Origin of the sequence: Acetobacterium sp. K1/6, from assembly GCF_034438075.1 — a bacterium.
GTDB lineage: Bacteria > Bacillota > Clostridia > Eubacteriales > Eubacteriaceae > Acetobacterium > Acetobacterium carbinolicum.
Genome location: NZ_JAXQGA010000004.1, coordinates 161,114 through 182,902, shown reverse-complemented (window position 1 = coordinate 182,902; position 21,789 = coordinate 161,114). Strand labels below are relative to the sequence as shown.

Below are 21,789 nucleotides of genomic sequence, written 5' to 3'. Positions count from 1 at the left end.
AAGCCAAAAGGGTGAAAAGAGAAGCGAAAATGATTAGTAAACGTGAGAATTATTTGATGGCTGCTCATGGAGAAAAACCATTGTGGGTACCTTCATTTGCTGAAGACAGCAATGTGTTTCTGCCAGATTTCTGGATGCAAGTTGACCCTCAGAGAGGAACTGACTTTTGCAACATACGCTGGGTGGAAAATGACGCAGGCCGTATGCCTGATGAGAAATGGCGGGCAATGGAAAATTTGGATCAGTGGCGTGAGACGGTCAAGTTTCCAAAGGTGGCGGAACTCGACTGGCCAGAAATGGCAGAACGTTTCAAATCGATGAGTGATCCGGAAAAGGTTAATATTGCCATACTTAATACCAATGGGATCTTTCTGATTCCGATCGATATGATTGGGTGGGTGGATGGTCTTTGCGCAATTTATGAAGAACCGGAAGAACTGGAAGCGTTTATTTCGGCGATAACGGATTTTCTGGTTGAGGTGGTCAAGTATTTTGGAGCATATATTCATCCGGATATTGTATTTACAGGCGATGATTTAGCGGCTGCTAACGGACCTTTTATTTCAAAGGAAATTTGGGAATCGCTTTATAAACCCTATTTTAAAAAAATCATTGATGCCATTCATGAGATTGGTGCACTAGCAGAATTTCATTGTTGTGGAAACTGTCAATTCCTGATCGACGCGTTTTTGGAAATTGGAGTGGATATTTGTCAGCTACCCGAGCCAAATGAAAGTCTTAGGCAGAAAAAAGAAAAGTATGGAAAGCGATTGGTACTTACCGGTGGCTGGGACAGGCATTCAGCGGCAGCCTTTCCCGGTGCATCCGAGGAAGTCGTAAGAGAATCGGTACAAAAAGCAATTGATGATTATGGCAAAAACGGGGCGTTGATATTTTGGGATGGTGGCATCTGTGGTAGCAGTGAAGATTCGCGGAAAAAAATGGAATGGGTTTTAAGTGAACTGAATAAATATGGGCGGGCTGTTTATAATCATAAATCGATATGATTTTTCATACCTTCATATTGTGATAATTGATAAAAAAATACCCGCTTCGAATCGTGAATTAAAAAAAACACTAAATTATAATTATCTTAAAGGAGACGAACATGAATCAAAAAACATCAGCTTTATCTGGATTTGCGGTATTGGCCATGGCCTTTATCACAATGGGTGTAGGAACGGTTACTCCTGCGCTTAATGTAATTTTTGGAGCCTTCCCCCAAGAATCGTTAACAACATTATTATTGGTTTCAACCTTACCATCACTGACAGTTATACCGGCAACGCTGATTGCGGGTAGCCTTGCTGGCAATAAGGTAAAATACAAAACGCTTGCTATTGTAGGTATACTACTGTTTATAATTGGTGGCGTTGCACCATATTTTGCGAGTAGCTGGACGGTGGTACTCATTGAACGTGCAGTTTTTGGTATCGGTCTGGGTATTATTTCACCATTACCGAATGCTCTAGCGATGGGTCTTTATGAAGGTGATAAAGTAGCATCAATGATGGGTATGGTTACACTTCTAATGAATATTGGTGGTATGATTCTACAATTTTTGGGCGGATTTTGTGCAGGATTTGGATGGAATTTTGCTTTTTTACCACATGCACTTGGTATTATTTCACTGCTGGCCGTAATCTTCTTTTTGCCCGAACCGCCTAAACAGAATGGCGCGATTGATGCAGGAAAAGTAATAACGAAAGAAAAAATTCCCGGAAAATTATGGGTGGTAGCAGGCGTATTTGGATTTTCCGTCATGCTGATCTATCCACTGCTGGTTAATATGTCATCATTGTTAGAAGCCGGTAATTTAGGGGATTCAACGACGGCAGGCGTTGTTCTGGCATTTTATACAATTGGCGGAATGGCCGCAGGTGCTGTATTTGGTCAGATCTTTAAAGCAACAAAAAAATATATTCTCTCAATTGGTTTATTTGCAGCCGCTATTGGAATGGCAATGGTTTTATTCGGCGGAAACGTTGTGTTAGTTACGATTGGAACAGCATTGGCGGGTTTTGCATTTTCAATCGGTATGCCAGCTGTTTTCATGATTGTCAGTATGATCATAAAATCTTCACAACAGGCTCTTGCAACATCGATTATTCTAGCGGCAATGAATCTATTTGCATTTTTATCAACTTACTGGATCGCGATGACGACATTAATTACTGGCGATGCCCTTAAGGGACCGATCCTTGCAGGAATGATGATTTTGGCAATTCTTGGAATTCTGTTTATATTCTTGAATCCAATGTCTGGAATCGTAGGATCAAAAGAAGGAACCAATTAATCACAATGAACACTCGATTCAGAAAATAATCAGCACAGGCAAAAAGTGTTTTTAGCGCTTTTTGCCTGTGCTCGTTTGTTTTTGCTTTATTTCCAGTGAATGGCCCTATTTTCCGTCGCCAGGGCCGCCTCTTTAAGCGCTTCACCAACAGTGGGGTGAGCATGAATGGTCGAGATAATTTCTTCCACTGTCGATTCCAGCCGCAGCGCCAGCGCGCCTTCAACAATCAGGTCGGTGGCTCGTGGTCCTAGAATATGGACACCAACAATTTCCTTGTATTTTTTATCGGAAATAATTTTAATCATCCCCTCGGTGGCGCCCATAATCAGTGACTTGCCATTGGCCGCCAGCGGGAATCGGCCAATCGAATAATCTTTTTCATGGCCCCGGATATCCTCCTGAGTAAGGCCCACTCCGGCAAATTCAGGAGTGGTATAGACACAGGAGGGATTGGTTTTTTCGTCATAAACGGCCTCATGGCCCATCGCATTTTCAGCAGCAACTTCACCTTGCTGAGAAGCTATGTGAGCCAGCATGGTTTTGCCCAGACAATCCCCGACGGCATAAACATTTTCTAAATTGGTCTGCATTTTAGGATTCACACTAATCCCTTTTTTATCCCAGTTGATGCTGGTGTTATCCAGTCCCAAAGTTGATAATTCGGCTTTGCGTCCAATTGCCACCAATACCTTATCACCTGAGATGTCACTCTCGTTATCGTCCTTTTTAATTCTAACGGTCGTTTGGTGCTCATCACTTTGGACTGACAGCACCTGCGCACCCGTTAAAATTTTTATCCCATCTCTCACAAGTTTTTTGCACAGCATTTCGCCCAGTTCACCATCCATAAGCGGTAGAATTCCCGGCTGCATTTCTACAATCGTTACTTTGGAACCAAACTGATTGTAAACTGACGCCATTTCCACACCAATGACGCCGCCACCAATAATCACCAGTCGCTCCGGAACATGATTTAAAGAAAGCGCCCCGGTGGAATCCAGGCAATTGGGATGATCAATGCCAGGAATCGGTGGAAGTGCCGGTACTGAACCGCTGGCAATGATAATTTTATCCGCTCGTAACTCGTCAGTTTTACCGGAAACGTCAGTCACCAGCAAGACCTCATCATTTAAAAACTGCGCAGAACCGGTAATAATCTTAACCCCATTGGCCTTAAGCAGCCCTTTGACGCCGCCGGATAGCTTGGTGCTGATCTGCTCCTTATGGGCTTGAATTTTTGTCCAATCATAACCGACCTCAGGAATGACTAAACCGATTTTTGACGAATTTTTAGCTTCGGTTAATACCTCGGCAGAATGGAGCAGCGCCTTGGTGGGGATACACCCGACATTTAGGCAGGTGCCGCCCAGCTTTTCTTTTTCAATCAGGGTGACCTGGGCGCCCAGTTGGGCCGCTCGAATGGCCGCCACGTAGCCCCCGGGGCCACCACCAATTATGGCTATATGTTTCATGGTTTTACCTTCTTTCACAGCACTTAAACAAGTAACAGCGCAGGGTTTTCGAGATATTCCCCAATTCGCTGTAAAAACTGAGCAGCCAAAGCCCCGTCAATGATCCGGTGGTCGGCGGTGAGACTCAGATTCATCATCGGTCGGATGGTGATTTCACCACCGATAACAACTGGGGTGTCAACCATCGCATCGATACCTAAAATAGCCAGTTCCGGTTGATTGATAATGGGCGAAAAAGAAGTGATCCCATAGGCCCCCAGATTAGACAGGGTAAAGGTGCCACCAACCAGATCGTCCATATTTGTGCGGCCGGCCTTGGCCTCAGTGATCAGTTTTTCGGTTTCTTCAGCGATTTGAGAAAGCGGCTTGAGGTCACAGTTTTTCACGTTAGGGACCAACAGTCCTGAATCCATACCGATGGCCAGGCCAATATGGGCATGAGGATGAAGAATCAGGGTGTCATCAACCAGGCTACCATTAATATGAGGAAATTCCAGCAAGGCCTGGGCGCAGACTTTCATGATGATATGATTAAAGGTCAGCTTGAGACCTCGTTTCTCAAATTCAGGTTTTAAGCGGGAGCGGAACTCTTTTAAGCCGGTGGCATCGACTGGTCGGGTATAGGTGACCCGAGGTGACGTACTCCAGCTTTCACTCATTCGCTTGGCAATGGTTTTGCGCATCCCTTTAAGTGGGATGCTTTGAGCGAGGGCATCGGGTGCTTGCGATTTTGTCAGTAACGCTTCAACATCTTTTTTCATAATCCGACCATCGCTGGTTACGGTGCTTAAATCAACATCCGACGCAGCAGCCATTTTTTTAGCAACCGGGGAAACAGCGGTTTTTTTATCGGCTTTATCAGTTGGTGTATAGTTATTAACATCATCCACGGTAATACTGCCCTTATTGCCAGTACCAGTGATTAGAGCGAGATCAAGGCCTTTTTCTTTGGCCATTTTTTTAGCCAACGGGGAAGCATTAATCCGGCCGCCAGCAGTTTTAACAGCGGCTTTTGAAATAGCGGGAGCGTCGTCTACAGGCGAAACAGCTGCATCGACATCAGGAGCAGAACCACCGGCTAATAATGCGGAAATATCTTCGTTAGCTTCACCGATAACTGCAATCGGTTCCAGGCAGGTAACGGTCGCTCCGTCAGCTTCGATAATTTTTAGTAGCACCCCTGCTTTGGGGGATTCAAATTCATTGGTCAGTTTATCGGTTTCGATCTCGCAGAGAATATCGCCTTCAGCAATGGGATCACCCACAGCGACATTCCAACTGGCAATGGTACCTTCTGTCATTGTCAGCCCGAACTTGGGCATGACGATTAATTGTGCCATAATAACCTCCGTATTTTTTTGATTTTATTGAGCTGTAATCTTCTAAGGATAAGATTACAGCTGGCTGTCAGATTAAGGGATAAAGCAGTACCGACAATTGTTACATCATGTTGTACGCATCGGAGCGGACACGGCAAAGCCTGTCCGATTCTGCGCGCAGGCAGTCGCCAATCATAAGCTTGCTTATAGTTGGCGACTGCCCGCGACCAATGCGGAAGGAGCACAGCGGATTTCGCATGGTGCAGCGAACAACAGATTAACAATTGGTCGGTACGGGATCTCATCGATAACCTTAAAAATTAAGCCATGACTTCCTTGATGGCGTTGTAAATGTCCACGTCGTTGGGCAGGACAAAATTTTCCAGGTTGGGTGCAAATGGAATTGGGGTATCCAGGGCGTTGACCCGTTTGATCGGGGCGTCCAGATTGAAGAAACAGGATTCGGAAATCATCGCTGCCAGTTCACCGGCGAAACTGCCGCGTTTGACTTCTTCGGTAGCAATGACCACCCGGGTTGTTTTTTCAATCGAGTCAAAAATCATCTTTTTATCCAGTGGATAAAGGGTTCGGGGATCAATGATTTCGACAGAAATTCCTTCTTTCTCAAGTTTAGCCGCGGCTTTAAGTGCTTCATGAACCATTTTACCGGTGGCAACCACGGTGATATCGGTTCCTTCGCGCTTGATGTCGCCGACGCCTAATTTAATCGGAACAACCACATCATCGACTTCGCCCTTCATACCATACATCGCTTTGTGTTCGACAAACATTACCGGATCTTCATCGTCGATGGCACTGAGCATCAGACCCAGGGCGTCTTGTGGTGTTGATGGAAAAACGACCTTTAATCCGGGCACATGTGTTAACCAGGCTTCTAATGATTGGGAATGTTGGGCTGCGGCACTAACACCACCACCACCAGGTAAACGGACAACCATCGGAACGGAGATGTTTCCGCCGAACATATAACGCATTTTGGCAGCCTGATTGACCAACTGATCCATCCCAACGGTTAAGAAGTCAATAAACATCAGCTCGGCAATGGGGCGTAAGCCAGTGGCGGCTGAACCGACGGCACAGCCGATGATAACGCCTTCGGAAATAGGGGTATCCCGGACGCGTTTATCGCCAAATTCATCGAATAGACCGGCGGTGACACCAAAACAGCCACCAAAAGCCCCGACATCTTCTCCGAAAATACAAACATTTTCGTCTTCTTGCATTCTAATGCGCATTCCTTCACGAATGGCTTCTCCATATGTCATTTGTTTCATCTCTGTCGAACCTCCTCAACAATATCAAAGTAAATATCTTTTACCGCACTGGATAATTCCGGATAGGCACTGGCATTGGCAAACTCAATCGCTTCAGCAATTTCTTTAACCACGGAATCCTGGAGTGCTTTTAGTTCTTCAGCTGTTACAATTTCGCTGTCGATCATGTGTTTCTCAATTCGCGGCATGGGATCTTTTTTCATCCACATTTCCTGCTCTTCGATGGGTTTGTATTTTCCGGCATCGCCTTCGAAATGGCCGCGGTGGCGGTACGTTTTGCATTCGATGAGGGTCGGACCCTGACCGTTTCGGGCCCGTTTAACGGCTTCAACAGCGGCTTCGTGAACCGCAATCACGTCATTGCCATCGACCGAGATGCCGGGAATACCATAGGCGCTACCGCGGTCAGCAATATCTTTAATGGCCTGATGACGGGATTGACTCATGGAGATGCCGTAGCCATTGTTTTCACAAACAAAAACAACCGGCAGTTTCCAGATGCTGGCCAGATTCATCGACTCATGAAAGGTTCCCTGATTGGTTGAGGCATCGCCAAAAAAGCAGACGCAAACCTGATCAGTGCCTCGGTATTGCGCACTAAAACCTGCTCCCACCGCCAGGTTATGACCGGCACCCACAATCCCGTTGGCGCCAAGAATGCCTTTGGTAGCGTCGGCAATGTGCATGGAACCGCCTTTGCCTTTGCAGTAACCGGTTTCTTTTCCGTATAATTCGGCCATCATGTATTTCAGATCGCCACCTTTGGCAATGATGTGACCGTGGCCGCGGTGCGTACTGGTGATGTAGTCCTCATCGTTAAGAGCCTGGCAGACACCGGTGGCAACAGCTTCTTCACCTAAATAGAGGTGAACAAAACCGGGGATGGCACCTTCGGCAAAAAGGTTCATGGCCTTTGTTTCAAATTCCCTGATCCGTTTCATGCGGATGTACATGTCTTTGATAATCGCTTTATCAAGTTTCATAAATTCAGTGTTCTCCTTTTTTGTATTACCCAAAGATTTTAGATGACTTATCTAATAACAAGAACCGTGCCAACTTTAAAAATCAGTTGGATATTTTTTTTAAATGGCTTAAGCATAGGATTTAATCTGGGTGGGGGAGTCTTTTGCACAAAAAAAGATACACCGGATTTCTCAGGCGTATCTCATATTCGCGAATTGGTTGTCTCAAAAACGATAAAATTCTCACATTTGAGACATATAGCGATAATCTTTGATGTCAATATTGTATTTTTTTATTTTCCGGTAAAGTGAGGCGCGACTGAGGCCCATCATTTCGGCTGAGGCTTCCACACAACCCTGGGTTTCTTTTAGTATTTTTTCAAGATTTGCTTTAACCAGGTCGTCCAGGGTGGGGCTGGCGGCTGTCGGTAGAACCTTGGTTTCTTCGCGATACTTTGGTGGCGGTGTAGGCAGATAATCGCTTGAGATAATGGGTTCCGGACAGAGGTAAAAGGTTCGCTCGATGTAATTCTGGAGTTCTCTGACGTTACCTGGCCAGGGGTGAAGTTTAAGCCCTTCCAGAAATTCTTTTGAAAAGGTTTTGGTATGCTCAGGATATTCCCGGTTAAGCCGATCGAGGAAGTGGGAGGCGGCCCAGACAAGATCATCACCCCGAACCCGCAGCGGCGGAATATGAAGGTAAATCACATTCAGACGGAAATAGAGATCTTCCCGGAAATTCCTTTTTTTAACCTCCTGCTCCAAGTTACGATTGGTGGCAGCAATAATTCGGATATTTAGTTTGCGTTCACTTTGACTACCGATTCGTGAAACCGTATTTGTTTCTACCACCCGGAGCAATTTAGCCTGAACTTCCAGCGGCATTTCGCCAATTTCGTCCAGGAAAATGGTGCCGCCTTCGGCCAACTCAAATTTCCCGGGCTTGCCCTCGCTAAGAGCCCCGGTAAAAGCACCTTTGACATAGCCGAAGAGTTCGCTTTCGACCAGATCCCGGGGTAAACAGGCACAATTGACGACAATAAAAGGGCCCTGGGAAAAGGAGCTGGCCCGGTGAATAGCGTGGGCAAACATCTCTTTACCGGTACCACTTTCGCCTTCGATGAGGATACATTTTTTAAAGCGGGCCATCTTTTCGGCCGTTTTGATAATCATCCGCATCTGCGGATTCTGGGTGATGATGTCGGAAAAGGTATAAGTCGCCACGTTACCGCTGACCCGGTTGACGGCGCTGTGGAGGTGTTTGATTTCGCGGATACCAATGGAGTAGCCTTGAATTTTATCGTTTTCCAGAATCCGGGAAACATTGGCGCTACATTGAATTTTTCGACTGCCGATATGAGCGGTGACATCAGTATAATAACGCGTTGTCTCTTCTAAATCCCAGCATTCACCAGCCAGATCGAGTTTTTTAAAGATTTTTTTAAAGCCGAGTTCATTAAATTCATCCATACTAAGATGGAGAACTTTTTGAGCACCAATATTCATCCATTGCAGATTAACGTTCTCATCGGTAACTAGAATACCATCTTCGGTGCTGTCCAGGGAGGCTGACATGGATCGATAGGTATGGGATAGGGCCAGTTCATTTTCGATACTGTAGGCGGCCGCGACAACAATCCCCAGGGTATGAGAGTGAAGTTTGTGACTTTCCCCGGACATGTTGAGAACGCCAATGATTTCACCTTTTACATTGTGAATGGTGGTGGCGGAACAGGTCCACGTATGGTGGGAAACACAATAGTGTTCAGCGCCCACTACGTGAACGGGTCCATCTTCGTCCAGAGCGATGCCAATAGCATTGGAACCGACCGCTTCGTTGGTCCAGACGGTGCCTTTTAAAAAACGCAGTTCGGAAGCCCGCATACTGACGACCTCATCCCCGATGGTGTCCAGTAGTACCCCGTTTTTATCAGTTAGAACCAGAACAAAGTGGGATGATAAAACGATTTCATAAAGGTTTTGCATAATTGGTTGGGCGATTTTGATCAGCTCCCGGTTTTCCGCCAACACCTGCTCGAGTTGGCAGGCATCAATACTTTCGCCTTTACCACCATTTACATCCATTTTTATATTTTGACAGTGGTTCCAGGAACGCTGGATAATTCGCCGGGTATTTTCATCCAGAATGCCACGTTCGACAAAGTTTGTCCAATTGTTTTTTAGTTTATTCAGATCAGGTTCCATCTTAGTTAATCCTTTCTGCAAAGAATACGGTAAAGCAACAGAGCACGGGTATGCTGTCGAAGACGCGTTGAAGGTCGGTGAAAATAGAATTAGTCTTAGCGATCGCTACAGTAGTGGACAAAGACGATTGGTCTTATTGATTCACATTATAGCGGAGTTTTTAAAATAAATCAAAAATAATTGTAAAAAATAAGAATTACTAAAATTTGGGGTGGCAGCGAAATAGCAGGCCTTTTTTTTGTTGGAGAAAAGTAGGACTTATGTTATATTGAATAATTATAGTTGGTGTTTGAGAAAAACAATTGGTACAAAGTAATAGGTTTTAGGAGGTGTCGATGGATATCGAAATGAGACAATTAAATCAAGAAGATGTAAAACAGGCGACAGAAATTTGGAATTATATCGTCGCCGAGGCAAATAGTTTTCCCGGTGACAAACATCTTAGTGAAAAAGAGGCAGCAGCGATGTTTACCCAGCAGACCAAAACGATTTGTGCCCGGTGCGGGGAAGCGGTTGTGGGGCTTTACATTCTTCATCCTAATAATATTGGTCGGTGCGGGCATATTGCTAATGCTTCATTTGGGGTTGCAAAAGAATATCGGGGCAAAGGCATTGGACGTCTGCTGGTGGAAGACTGCCTCATGCGCAGCAAGGAAAGTGGCTTTAAAGGTCTCCAGTTTAATGCGGTGGTGGCGACCAATTATCCCGCTATCACCCTGTATTTGAAACTGGGTTTTAAAATCATTGGGACCATTAAAGAAGGCTATCGACTAAACGATAATAGCTATGTGGACACGCTTATTTTTTTAAAAAGTTGGTAAGTAGTTTGCATAAAAATTATAAAATAAAGAAAGTGATGTGATGACAATCGAACGATTGAAATTAGATGAAAAAGATTTTGAAAAAATATATCAACTGATGGTGTGTTCTTTTCCTAAGGAAGAGATCAGAACCCGGGAAAACGCAAGGGCTCAGCTTAGGGATCCCAATTACACCATTTGGACTTCAAAAAACGAAGCGGATGAAATCCTAGGTTTTATTGCTGAATGGGATATGGGTTCAACTGTCTTTGTGGAACATTTCGCGGTGGACCCGACAAGGCGGAGCGGCGGAATCGGTTCGGGAATGATGGCCGCTTATTTGTCGCGGACTTCAAAGCCGGTGATGATTGAGGTGGAGGATGAAAAAAATGAAATCAACTTACGCCGGATTGGGTTTTATCAGCGGTTGGGGTTTCACCTGTCTGAATACGGTTATGATCAGCCGGTGATGCGGGGTGATGCGAGTAAAAAAATTCCGCTTAAAATAATGCGTTTTCCTCAGCCTTTGACAGAAGAAGACTTTAAAAATTTTAGATACCAGGTATTTACCCAAATCTATAAATCGATCGATGCATAGATAAATAAAAAGGATGGATTGCTGTATGGCAATTCATCCTTTTTTCGACTTTATGATTAAAGCAGGGTAACCTGATTTTTACCGTTGGTCTTGGACTGATAAAGGGCGTTGTCAGCTCGCCGGACGATGGTATCTTCGGTATCGATATCAATGGCTTGGGTTACCCCGATACTGACGGTGATATTAAATTTTGCAAGCAATGGGTCATTAACAATTTCAAGTCGCAGGGTCTCTAGTTTTTCAGCGGCTAAAACCCCAGAAAGGTAAATAATACCGCTAAACTCGTCACCACCCCAGCGAGTGATGAGATGATCACTAAGAGCTGTTTTGCATAGTGTCATCACATGTTTTAAGATCTTGTCCCCCTGTAGATGACCGTGGGTATCGTTGACGTCTTTAAAGTGATCCAAATCAATTAGGAAAACCGACCAGAAGTCCTTTGTTTCATCAGTCAGAGCCAGTGTGGTTTTTAAATTCTGATCGAAATCTTTCCGATTGGAGAGGATACCCAAATTATCCAGCAGAGCCAGTTGTTTCATTTGATGATCATTTTTTATAATGATTCGCTGGACAATGATCAGCACAGAGGCCAGGACTAAAATGACAATAAAGAGATCATAGTATAATTGTTGATTAAAGGACTGAGCCAGCTCTGAGGTGTCTTTTCTAATGATCAGATACCAGTTTAGTTCTTCAATATAGTGACTGATGATATATTGCTGATTATATAAATTATCATCATTAAACACATTGATGGTGTCGGCTTTATTATAAAGATCAGAGCCGATGGTGGCATAAATTTCCAGATCGTTGATATTTTGATTTTCAATCAGATTGGGATTGGTGTGAGCCTGAATCAAGCCCGTTTCATCAACGAGAAAGGCTTCCAGATCATAATCCCGTTCAAAATTCTTAAGTAGCTCCTGGACATAAGTCATTTCAATTCCGACCCCGGCCACGCCCAGAAGGTTTCCCTGCTCATCTAGTATTTTACAATTGATAAAGATCGTCAAGCGTTGGTTATCGACCTGATCCTGATCGACATCCAGGATATAAAGCTGATCCTGATTGATAAAGTCGTAATACCATTGATCGTGGTCATCCTGGGGAGAAATGGTTTTAAATAAGCCATTGTAATGAAAATAGTGTAGCGATTTGGCTGAAATCAAAAAGACAGAATGGTAATTATATTTGCTTCGGATTCCCCACAAATAGTCAATGATTTCATGGTTTTGCGAAGAATCTTCCTGCTGGAGCCACTGCTTGACAAAACTGTCGTTAGCCATGGTCAGGCTGACAAAGATCGGTTTGGTCAGTTCGTTGTTAATTTCTGAGTAGATATTAGTGGAGGTGAGTTTGGAAATATTTAGTACATCATCTTTAATGATCTTGCTGTAGGTTGCAAAGCTGAAGAACACAATAGCAACGATACCAATGAGTATGATTAGTGAGATCAGCAGTCCGACTTTATTTCGTTGTTTCATAATGCCCTCATCAGTTAAGTTTTATTTCAATTTTAAACAATAAAAAGAGGTTTTGTCAATCAAAATTAACAAAACCTTTTATTTGGCGGATCGTAATGAAATTAAGTTTTAGCTCTTAGATACTCAGATCAATATGCTGAATCGTTCCGGCCGAACCATTTTCATTAAGATAGATGCCAGTGCGTTGCAGTTGGCCATCGGTTTGATTGTCGGCCCCTTTGAGTGCGAAGCTGGTGCTGACATTGCCCAGATAAATGGCGCCTACGCCTTTCTGACCCAGTGCCACTAACACATCGTTACCGGAGGAATCTTTGGACCAGATCTGTAGCTTATCATAGATGGGATCGTTCTCGTCGATCCAGTTATTGCCATCGGAATCATATTTTGCCAAATCATCAAAACCGTTGCCGCTTTGCGGGCCGAACAGCTCACTGCCGTCATTAATTTTACCATCGCCATTAAGGTCCAAGGCCAGGAAACCGCTGCCGGGACTAACAAAGGAAATTTGATCCAGGGTGCCGTTGGCATCAATATCAAAGGCATATTTCTGCTGCGTCAGCGAGGTGGTGGCGGCACCGAAATTAATAACCAGCGGGTCAACCTGAACCGGCTCATTGCCAGCTTTGATATTGAGATTGGAATAGGACATAAATTCCCGGCTGAGGGAAAGTTGCAGATTGACATTGATTTCTCGGCCATCGGCAGTTTTCACCATTGCCTGAGCCTGAAATGAAGTACTTTCAGATTCATAGTGGGTGACGCTCTGATTGTATTCAAAGCCGCCACTAGGAGAAGCACTGCGGGGTTGAGCACCGGCTAAACCCTGAGCCCACCCGGCGGCAGCGGTCAGTAGTGCACTTCGACTGGCATAGGCGTTTTGAATGGACTGACTCATTTTCGGATTTTCCAAAGTAATTTTTTTAGGCATCACAAATTTCATTTTTTTTCGGGTTAATGCCTTAAGCATTTGTTCTAGTAGCGTTAGCTCCTGTTCTTCTTTACTGGAGAGCGAAGCGGTTTCATCTCCCGAGGCCACTGTTGACACTGGGGTTTGATTTGATATAGGGGTTTGAGCAGGTAACTTTTTAGCTTGTTCTGACAACTCAAGGATATCCATCCCCTTTGCAGAAGCGCTGGCTGTGGTTGAAGTTACGGCATTGCCCTGAGCATCCCAAACTCTCAAAGATCCGACAGATTTGGTTGCTTCCCTATAACTGCTTTGACTTGCCATTGTGACGGTTGAACTTTCGATTTTCATAAATCCACCTCCATGTTTTTACGAAATGATCACGCCCAAAAAGACGTAATCCGTTAGAATTAATATCGGCAGATCAAAAAAAAAGATAAGTGCTAAATTAAATAAAGTTGATCAGTTCTCAGGATGGAGTGTCACGGTTTTGCCTTCAAGAATCATATTAGTGGTGCGCACCGCGCACATTTTGCCACACATCGAGCAGCTATGTTTTTCTTCGGTGGGGGTGCTTTCGTAATAGTCTTTGGCTTTTTCGCCATCAATAGCCAGTTCGAACATGGCATCCCAATCGATCTTTCGCCGGGCGTCAGACATCTTGTTATCCCAGTCTCGCGCGTTGGGTATACCTTTGGCAATATCGGCAGCATGGGCGGCAATCTTTGTTGCAATAATCCCTTCCTTGACATCATTAGCATCCGGGAGGCGCAAATGCTCGGCTGGGGTTACATAGCAAAGAAAATCGGCCCCATTGGCAGCGGCAATAGCTCCGCCAATGGCAGCGGTAATATGGTCATAGCCTGGGGCAACATCAGTTACTAAGGGGCCAAGAACATAGAAGGGCGCATTATGACACAATTTTTTCTGAAAAACAATGTTGGCGGAAATTTCATTAATCCCCATATGACCAGGTCCTTCAACCATTACCTGGACATCCTTAGCCCAAGCCCGTTTGGTTAGGTGACCCAGTTCGATGAGTTCACTGAGCTGAGAAGCATCGGAGCTGTCATCAATGCAACCAGGGCGCAGGGCGTCACCTAAACTGATGGTGACATCAAACTCCCGGAGGATCTTAAGAAAATCATCATAATATTCGTAAAAGGGATTTTCATTACCCGTCATTTCCATCCAGGCAAAGAGCAGTGAGCCGCCCCGGGAGACAATATTTGTTCGCCGTCCATCCCGCTTAAAGGCTTCTACCGCCCGTTTATTAATGCCGGCATGAATCGTCATAAAGTCAACCCCTTCTTCGGCGTGGGCTCGGACAACCCGCATAAAATCCTGGGCGGTAATTGCAAGTAGATCTTTGTCAAGATAACCGATGGCATCATACATCGGAACCGTACCAATCATTGCAGGGGACATTTTAATGAGTTGTTTTCTAAAAGTGTTGGTTTTCCCGTAGTTACTTAAGTCCATAATCGATTCGACCCCAAATTTTAGAGAGAGGTTTACCTTCTCCAGTTCCGCCTCATAGTTTAGACAATCTCCCGATACGCCGAGATTCACATTGGTTTTAGTTTTCAGACCGGTGCCAACACCTTCCGGCGAAAGGGAATGATGTCTGATATTGGCTGGTATAGCAACCTGGCCGCAGCCGACCAGAGCCATAAGTTTGGCAGCATCCATATTTTCCTTTTGTGCCACTGTTTTCATTTCCGGGGTGATAATCCCCTTTTTTGCCGCTTCCATTTGAGTTTTGTAGTTTTTCACAATACATTCCTTTCAAATCAGAGATTTTTAGGCACAAAAAAAGTGCCTTCCCGAATAGGAAAGCACTGAAAACACGTATTTGAAAATTAGCCAAAACGCCTTGCTTCCCTACGTCAGTATTAACTAACAGGTTCAAAGGGTCAGGTTTTAACCTTCTCAACTTTATAAGTCCCCCCGCAAATCAGTATTTAATTGCCAACATTATATCATGTAAAGTAAAAATGTCAAGAGCTAAGAGCTGGTTTAGTTAGGAGGGCAAAATAAGATAGAACATGAAAAAAATAGGGTTAAATTAGTAAATAAAAACTGTCATTTTAAGGTTATTATTGTTATGATAGGATCAAATAGAATTACTTTAATTAGAGTAGCCCTGGTGGATTGAAGCAATCAAAGGATGAGAGAAAATATGCGCTATAATTAGAATGATGCTTACGGAATAATAGTAAACAACGGTATATAGAAAACGATTAAATAAATTAAATTGAGCGGAGTCAGTTTAAAAAGACAGAGATGGTGTCATATGAAATTAAAACATAAAGCAATTATGATCGCCTTGTGCAGTGCCGCCGTGCTCTTGGGCCTTACCTATGGGATTTTTTACGGGGTTTTCTATGGCTATGTTGAGGAAGCCCAGAGAATACAGATCAGCAAAGATTTTGAAATGGTTGAAACCATCATCGAAAATGAAAAAGAAGACCTCAATAGTATTTTGAAAGATTGGGCCTATTGGGACGATACCTATCGTTTTATAAACGACCGGAATCCAAGCTACGTAACCGTGAATCTTAATCCGGCGTCCCTGGAAAACTTGAGCTTAAATATGATGCTCTTCGCAAATCAAAACAATGAGGTGATCGCTTATTCGGATTTTGACCTGAAAAATGAAGAAACGGTTGCCTTGATCGAAAAAATCAGACAAAACAACTTTTATAGCGGATCGATCACTGATGGTGAGGACGCTAAAACAGATCTGATTATTCTGAATGGGCAGCCATATCTGATTGCCTCCGGGCGGGTTAATAATTCCAGTCGTACAGCAACAAGTAATGGTAGTATGGTGATGTTCAAAAATGTTGATAAGGAAATGACCGCTTACATTGAAGTACTAACCGGCGTCAATGTGGAATTCAGAGAAGCCGGGTCGGCTGCCGTCGTTTTGGAAAACCAGATTGTCAAAAGAGAATTTGCTGGAAAACCTTATCTCACAGCCAGTCGTCTTCAGCGGGATAGCTACGATGAGGAAACCATCTTAATGACAATTTCCCGGATTGAAGAAAACTATAGCTTTGTAAAAGATCAGTTTAATCTGTTTATGGCCAGTTTCATTCTTATTCTGATAGTCATCCTCAGCATTGATTATTTTATTGTCGATCGGTATTTTTTAAAAAGAATTGAAAAACTCATCGCCTTTACCAAAGAAGTGGGGTTAAAACGAGATACGACCTTATCCATCGAAATGGATGGAAAGGATGAACTAAAAATGCTGGCGGTTTCAATCAATCAGATGCTTAAGCAAATAAATCAGGCCAATCAGCGTATCAAATCCAATATTACCAAAAGAAAAACAAAAGAGGAAGAAGTTTTGTTTTTAAGTTATTCTGATCCCTTGACCCGGCTTAAAAATCGCGATTATATGAAAATGCAGTTTGAATCCATCAGTCGTCAGAATGAGAGCCACTATTTTATTATCATGTGTGATATCAACGGCCTTAAACTGACAAATGATGCCTTTGGCCATCAGGAAGGTGATCAGGTACTGATTACCGTAAGCAATGTGCTCAGACGAATTTGTAGGCCGACCGATATAATTTCAAGATGGCCTGGAGATGAATTTGTTATCTTACTCAAAGACATTACTCAGGAGGAAGTCTGCCAAATCATTCAAGAGATTACCAATGAAATTGAAAAAATCCCGGGTTTTCATTTAAAGATCAGTGTGGCTATGGGCTATGCTGAAAAGAGTGAAGACCTAAAAAGACCGGAAGATGTACTAAACCTGGCGGAGAACCGAATGTACCGCAATAAGCTGATGGAAAGCAGCAGTTCCAGAAATGCCACCATTCGAACGTTAGCTAGAACGCTTCACGAAAAAAGTACTGAGACGGAAGCCCACACCATGCGGATCGGCCTATTGAGTAAAGCCCTGGGAAGCCGTTTGGATTTACGCAAAGATCAGCTGGATGATTTGGAGCTGTTATCGTTACTGCATGACATCGGCAAAATCGGGATACCAGAGTATATTCTTGACAAACCGGCCAAGCTTAGTCATGACGAATGGGAGATTATAAAAACCCATCCGGAGATTGGCTATCGGATTGCGAAGTCGACTCCAGCGCTTGAACATATTGCCGATTATATTCTGGCGCACCATGAAAAATACGATGGAACTGGCTATCCCAATGGCTTGAGCGCCCAGGATATTCCTTATCTGGGCCGAATCATCACCGTGGTAGATTCCTTTGATGTGATGACTCATAGTCGCAGCTATAAAAAAGCCAATGATTTAGCTTATGCTATCGGTGAATTGAAAACCTGTTCGGGAACCCAATTTGATCCAGAAATTGCGAAGGTCTTTCTTAAAATGATTGAGGAAGAAGGATTGCCAGTGGAACTTGAGATTTCAATAATAACGGAGGATTAGAAAAATTAAAAACAAGATAAAAATATAAGGAGGAAGAAGTTATGGCAGAGATAATTCAATTAGGGGCAATGGCTCCGGATTTTGCATTGCAGGATCAAAATGGTGAGGTGGTCACGCTAAGTCAGTTAAAAGGAAAAAAGGTGCTTCTGTCCTGGCATCCGCTGGCTTTTACATCGGTGTGCACCGATCAAATGCGCTCGCTTGATCGCAATGCGAACCGATTCGAGGAAAAAAACACCATCGTGTTGGGTCTTAGTGTTGATCCCCAGCCCAGTAAATCAGTGTGGGCCCGGGCGTTATCCTTAAAACACATCAGAATTTTGTCAGACTTTGTCCCTTTAGGTGAGGTAGCCAGAGATTATGGGATCTTCAACGAAGAGCATGGGGCGTCAAAAAGAGCGAATATTCTGATTAATGAAACGGGAATGGTGATTTGGGTTAAAAAATACGAAATTCGTACCCTACCGGATGTGGAAGAAGTGTTGGGAAAAATGTAATAAAGCAAAAATAATGTGTTGAAGTTGTCAAAAGATCATCAGTAGAAGTAAAATCTATGAAGCTGCCATTTTTAATACCCCGGGTAACCGGGGTGTTTTTTGAAGTATTTGGGGTATGAAAAAGACATACTTGAAAGGAGGTCAAAATGGAAAATTTAACCGACTATAGTTTAGTGGCTCAAACAGGATCGATCCTGGAGCATGTGATATACATTTTCTTTTCTTTGGCAGGCGCTTTTTTTGCATACTGGCGAAAATCATTAAGGCCTTCGGCGGCTTTGGGAGCCTTTCTCTTGGCAGTAGCCTTGTATTTAGCAGGGGGACCCCTATTCTTTATACTATTGATGGTCTTTTTTTTAAGTTCCACCTTTTTGTCGCATTTCAAAGCCGGTTTAAAAGATCCGATTGCGGCCAGAATCCATGCCAAGTCTGGTCCCCGGGATATTGTTCAGGTGGTTGCCAATGGAGGAGCGGCACTGATTATGGCGGTGCCCTTTGCCATATCTCAGAACCCCGCCTATCTGGTGGCAGTGGCGGCTTCATTTGCAGCCTGTAATGCCGATACCTGGGCTTCGGAAATCGGCATTCTCAGCCGCAGGGCACCAGTTTCGCTAATTACCCTAAAACCTGTTAATCAGGGATTGTCCGGTGGGGTCAGCCCTTTGGGCCTTCTGGCTTCCTTGGGCGGCTCGGCAGTGGTGGCTTTGACCTATGGTCTTTTTCAATTGATGGCTGGAAACAGCGGTGAACTCCTGTGGATGCAAATGGGTATTATTACTTTGGGAGGCCTGTTGGGGTCAATTCTGGACAGCTTAATGGGTGCTGCGATCCAGGCCAAATACATCAGCAGAGAAACCGGAGAACTAACTGAAAAATCAAGCTATAACAATAAACCCAACCAGTTGCATAGCGGGTTAAGCTTTGTAAATAATGATTTTGTCAACTTTGCCAGCTCCTTGCTGGCCGCCGTATTGGTTTTTATTTTTATCGACTTCCAGTGAAAATGGGTTGCATAAACAATATTATTTTGGGGGATAGGAAAGGAAAGTTGCGATGATCAAGCAGGCAGTTTTTCAGGGTAAAAACAAGAAACGACGCTATTTTGAAGGGTGGTATTACAAATGCATTAGCGCGGATCGGAAACATGCCATTGCCATTATTCCGGGAATGGCGATCGATCCTCAGGGAAATAAGCAGGCGTTTATTCAAGTGATCAATGCCGCAAATGGAAAAACCTGGTATCATCCTTTTCCTTATTTCGAGTTCAAGGCTAGAACAGATGAATTTGACGTAGAAATTGAAAACAATGCTTTCAATGCTCAGGGTCTGTCTTTAAATGTTGACACCAAGGAGGGGAGTATCAAAGGGCGGCTGACCTTTGATGAAATCCATCCTTTTCCCAGAGGACCAAAGCATCCCGGGATTATGGGGCCTTTTGGGGTAATCCCCTTTATGGAATGCTACCATGCGATCCTTCATTTATATCATGAGATCAAGGGCGTTATTGAGCTTGATGGTGAGTTGCTAGATTTCAATGGGGGCGTGGGTTATATTGAAAAAGACTACGGCCGGTCATTTCCCAAAACCTATCTCTGGCTTCAGGCCAGTCACTTTGCAGGCGGAAATGCTTCTTTTGTTTTTTCGCGGGCCAACATTCCTTTTTTAGGACTGGAATTTCCGGGTTTTTTCGCCTATTTTACTGACTTTAAAACGATTACCCGGCGTTTCGCCACCTATAATTTTTCCCGGCTGGAAAAATGGGAAGTGGATACAGAAAAGGGAACCTGCGCCGGAGTGCTGGAAGGTCCGAATGGGTCGCTTGCTTTTAGTGCTTTGATGAACAGTGGTGGTAGGCTTCGGGCACCAGTGGATGGCCTGATGGATCGGGAGATCATTGAGAGTATTACTGCCAAAGTTTGGGTGTGTTTAACAAATAATCAGGGCGTTGTTCTCTTTGAAAGCGCCAGCAATGAAGCTGGAATGGAAATATGTCTAGACGATCAGGTCGCTTCGAACAAAGAATCAGAATAACGGAAATTAAGGAACGACCTCTATTGCCGAGCGGAAAGAAGAGGGCTCTGTGGATAACTATTCATTTAATCCACAGGGTATGTTGATAACTTTGGGAAATGTGGATGAAATCCGAACATTTGACTCGGTGGAAGCCTCGGCTTTGTGCATTGTTCGGCTTTTAAAGGGGCTATAAACCAAAACCAGGGAAGATATTGTTGCCTTAAATGCCGGTCTGATTCTTTATTGAAGAGACAAGTCACCAAGCATCCGGGAAGGCTATGAAATGGCGCTGGAACACATTCTTAACAGAAATCGGTCATTTTGCTTAAACAAAGGTCGGGCAGGATTCCCTTTACTATCAACCAGTCAGGTGATATGATAAGAATAGAAAATTTAATTTTAGGAACCTTTCTCGTTGAGAAAGGTTCTTTTGGCATGTGGATAAGATTTTAAGGCAAAGAAAAGCAAGAATTACCAACTTATCCACAATTGTCCATAAAATCAACACAATTGTGGATAAGTATTAATCTTTAGACTGATGCATTAAGATTAAAAAATCATTATCAAATAGGAAGATAGGGGAATAACATGCATAAATTTGAAAACTGTTTGGTCGTTGGCATTTCATCCCGGGCGCTCTTTGATCTGGAGGAGGAAAATCAGATTTTTAATGAACAAGGTGTGGATGCCTATACAAAGTATCAGATTGAACATGAGAACGATCTGTTAAAACCGGGAACCGGTTTTGCCTTAATCAAGGCCTTGCTGAAACTCAACGAAGTCGGATCGGAGCAGCGAAAAACTGAAATCATTGTGATGTCCCGAAATAATGCCGACAGCAGTCTGCGCATTTTTAACTCGATCAAGCATTACCAATTGGATATTACCCGGGCGGCCCTGGTTAGCGGTGCGCTACTGTCACCCTATCTGGAGGCTTTTAATACGGATCTCTTTCTTTCCGCCAATGAGGAGGATGTTCAGGAGGCCATTAACGCGGGAGTTGCGGCAGGGATTATTTATACCCAACACCTGGCCTATGAAGAAACCACCGAAATCGATCAGATCCGCATTGCCTTTGATGGGGATGCGGTGCTTTTCTCCGACGAATCGGAACAGATTTATAAAAGTCAGGGCATCGAAGCCTTCCAGGCCAATGAAATAAGAAATGCCAAGAATCCCCTGCCAGAAGGTCCCTTTGCCAAGTTTTTAAAAACCCTCTCGGCGATTCAGAAGGCCTTTGATAAAAATCGGGCGCCGATTCGCACCGCTCTGGTAACAGCCAGAAATGCGCCGGCCCACGAGCGGGTGATAAGGACCCTGCGAGCCTGGGATGTGCGGATTGACGAAGCCTTTTTCCTCGGCGGGATGAGTAAGCAGGAGGTGCTTAAGGCCTTCGGTGCCCATATCTATTTTGACGACCAGGCCATCCATACCGATGCCACCGCGGAGTTTGTACCTTCGGCCCGGGTGCCCTATAAAAATAACGAAGTGAACAATGAAGAAATTAAGGAACGGGAATAATAT

The 21,789-nt window shown here is 44.1% G+C and carries 18 protein-coding genes and 1 riboswitch; of the genes, 10 read left to right on the top strand and 8 right to left on the bottom strand.

Annotation, left to right across the window (positions count from 1 at the left end):
* The first annotated feature begins 29 nt into the window (after positions 1-29).
* Positions 30-1,007: a uroporphyrinogen decarboxylase family protein gene (locus U2P91_RS05120; protein ID WP_322519186.1), complete on the top strand. Its 978-nt coding sequence runs from the start codon at positions 30-32 to the stop codon at positions 1,005-1,007.
* A gap of 101 nt (positions 1,008-1,108) precedes the next feature.
* Entirely contained in the window at positions 1,109-2,296 is a 1,188-nt protein-coding gene (locus U2P91_RS05115; RefSeq protein ID WP_111888406.1) for an MFS transporter, read from the top strand.
* Positions 2,297-2,382: 86 nt separating this feature from the next.
* On the opposite strand, the gene lpdA is transcribed toward U2P91_RS05115, so the two are convergent.
* The 5 genes from lpdA to U2P91_RS05090 all read right to left on the bottom strand — a co-directional run bounded on the left by lpdA (position 2,383) and on the right by U2P91_RS05090 (position 9,549).
* Positions 2,383-3,768 carry a dihydrolipoyl dehydrogenase gene (lpdA, locus tag U2P91_RS05110; RefSeq protein ID WP_322519185.1) on the bottom strand — a complete coding sequence of 462 codons (1,386 nt, stop codon included), beginning with the start codon at positions 3,766-3,768 and terminating at the stop codon, positions 2,383-2,385.
* 23 nt (positions 3,769-3,791) lie between these two features.
* Positions 3,792-5,108: a dihydrolipoamide acetyltransferase family protein gene (locus U2P91_RS05105; RefSeq protein WP_111888404.1), complete on the bottom strand. Its 1,317-nt coding sequence runs from the start codon at positions 5,106-5,108 to the stop codon at positions 3,792-3,794.
* Positions 5,109-5,407: 299 nt separating this feature from the next.
* Positions 5,408-6,382 carry an alpha-ketoacid dehydrogenase subunit beta gene (locus tag U2P91_RS05100; protein ID WP_111888403.1) on the bottom strand — a complete coding sequence of 325 codons (975 nt, stop codon included), beginning with the start codon at positions 6,380-6,382 and terminating at the stop codon, positions 5,408-5,410.
* A complete protein-coding gene (locus U2P91_RS05095; RefSeq protein ID WP_111888402.1) occupies positions 6,379-7,365 on the bottom strand; it encodes a thiamine pyrophosphate-dependent dehydrogenase E1 component subunit alpha in 987 nt (328 codons plus the stop codon). Before U2P91_RS05095 ends, U2P91_RS05100 begins: the two co-directional genes overlap by 4 nt.
* 222 nt (positions 7,366-7,587) lie before the next feature.
* Positions 7,588-9,549, bottom strand: coding sequence for a sigma-54-dependent Fis family transcriptional regulator (locus U2P91_RS05090; protein WP_111888401.1), 1,962 nt, complete (start codon positions 9,547-9,549; stop codon positions 7,588-7,590).
* A gap of 335 nt (positions 9,550-9,884) precedes the next feature.
* Here U2P91_RS05090 and U2P91_RS05085 point away from each other — a divergent pair, with 335 nt between their 5' ends.
* Together U2P91_RS05085 and U2P91_RS05080 are read left to right on the top strand one after the other, a co-directional pair.
* A complete protein-coding gene (locus tag U2P91_RS05085; protein WP_111888400.1) occupies positions 9,885-10,370 on the top strand; it encodes a GNAT family N-acetyltransferase in 486 nt (161 codons plus the stop codon).
* A 40-nt stretch (positions 10,371-10,410) separates the two neighbouring features.
* Positions 10,411-10,947 (top strand): GNAT family N-acetyltransferase, encoded by a 537-nt coding sequence (locus U2P91_RS05080; RefSeq protein ID WP_111888399.1) that lies wholly within the window; start codon positions 10,411-10,413, stop codon positions 10,945-10,947.
* 56 nt (positions 10,948-11,003) lie between these two features.
* Here U2P91_RS05080 and U2P91_RS05075 read toward each other — a convergent pair whose 3' ends face one another.
* The 3 genes from U2P91_RS05075 to thiC form a co-directional block, all read right to left on the bottom strand.
* Positions 11,004-12,431, bottom strand: coding sequence for a sensor domain-containing diguanylate cyclase (locus U2P91_RS05075; RefSeq protein ID WP_111888398.1), 1,428 nt, complete (start codon positions 12,429-12,431; stop codon positions 11,004-11,006).
* 115 nt (positions 12,432-12,546) lie between these two features.
* Complete coding sequence (locus U2P91_RS05070) at positions 12,547-13,689, bottom strand: hypothetical protein (RefSeq protein WP_111888397.1); 1,143 nt, start codon at positions 13,687-13,689, stop codon at positions 12,547-12,549.
* A gap of 111 nt (positions 13,690-13,800) precedes the next feature.
* Positions 13,801-15,093: a phosphomethylpyrimidine synthase ThiC gene (thiC, locus tag U2P91_RS05065; protein ID WP_111889752.1), complete on the bottom strand. Its 1,293-nt coding sequence runs from the start codon at positions 15,091-15,093 to the stop codon at positions 13,801-13,803.
* A 108-nt stretch (positions 15,094-15,201) separates the two neighbouring features.
* Positions 15,202-15,300: riboswitch (TPP riboswitch) on the bottom strand.
* 334 nt (positions 15,301-15,634) lie between these two features.
* Between thiC and U2P91_RS05060 the strand changes: the two genes are divergently transcribed.
* The 6 genes from U2P91_RS05060 to U2P91_RS05035 all read left to right on the top strand — a co-directional run bounded on the left by U2P91_RS05060 (position 15,635) and on the right by U2P91_RS05035 (position 21,786).
* On the top strand, positions 15,635-17,755 hold the full coding sequence (locus U2P91_RS05060) for an HD domain-containing phosphohydrolase (RefSeq protein WP_111888396.1): 2,121 nt from the start codon (positions 15,635-15,637) through the stop codon (positions 17,753-17,755).
* 41 nt (positions 17,756-17,796) lie between these two features.
* Positions 17,797-18,252: a redoxin domain-containing protein gene (locus tag U2P91_RS05055; protein WP_111888395.1), complete on the top strand. Its 456-nt coding sequence runs from the start codon at positions 17,797-17,799 to the stop codon at positions 18,250-18,252.
* 146 nt (positions 18,253-18,398) lie between these two features.
* Positions 18,399-19,253 carry a DUF92 domain-containing protein gene (locus U2P91_RS05050; RefSeq protein WP_111888394.1) on the top strand — a complete coding sequence of 285 codons (855 nt, stop codon included), beginning with the start codon at positions 18,399-18,401 and terminating at the stop codon, positions 19,251-19,253.
* Positions 19,254-19,305: 52 nt separating this feature from the next.
* Positions 19,306-20,283 carry a tocopherol cyclase family protein gene (locus U2P91_RS05045; RefSeq protein WP_111888393.1) on the top strand — a complete coding sequence of 326 codons (978 nt, stop codon included), beginning with the start codon at positions 19,306-19,308 and terminating at the stop codon, positions 20,281-20,283.
* Between the two features lie 49 nt (positions 20,284-20,332).
* Positions 20,333-20,458, top strand: a complete 126-nt coding sequence (locus U2P91_RS05040; RefSeq protein WP_256372195.1) for a hypothetical protein — start codon at positions 20,333-20,335, stop codon at positions 20,456-20,458.
* Between the two features lie 395 nt (positions 20,459-20,853).
* Positions 20,854-21,786, top strand: coding sequence for a 5'-nucleotidase (locus U2P91_RS05035; protein WP_111888392.1), 933 nt, complete (start codon positions 20,854-20,856; stop codon positions 21,784-21,786).
* Positions 21,787-21,789: the final 3 nt, after the last annotated feature.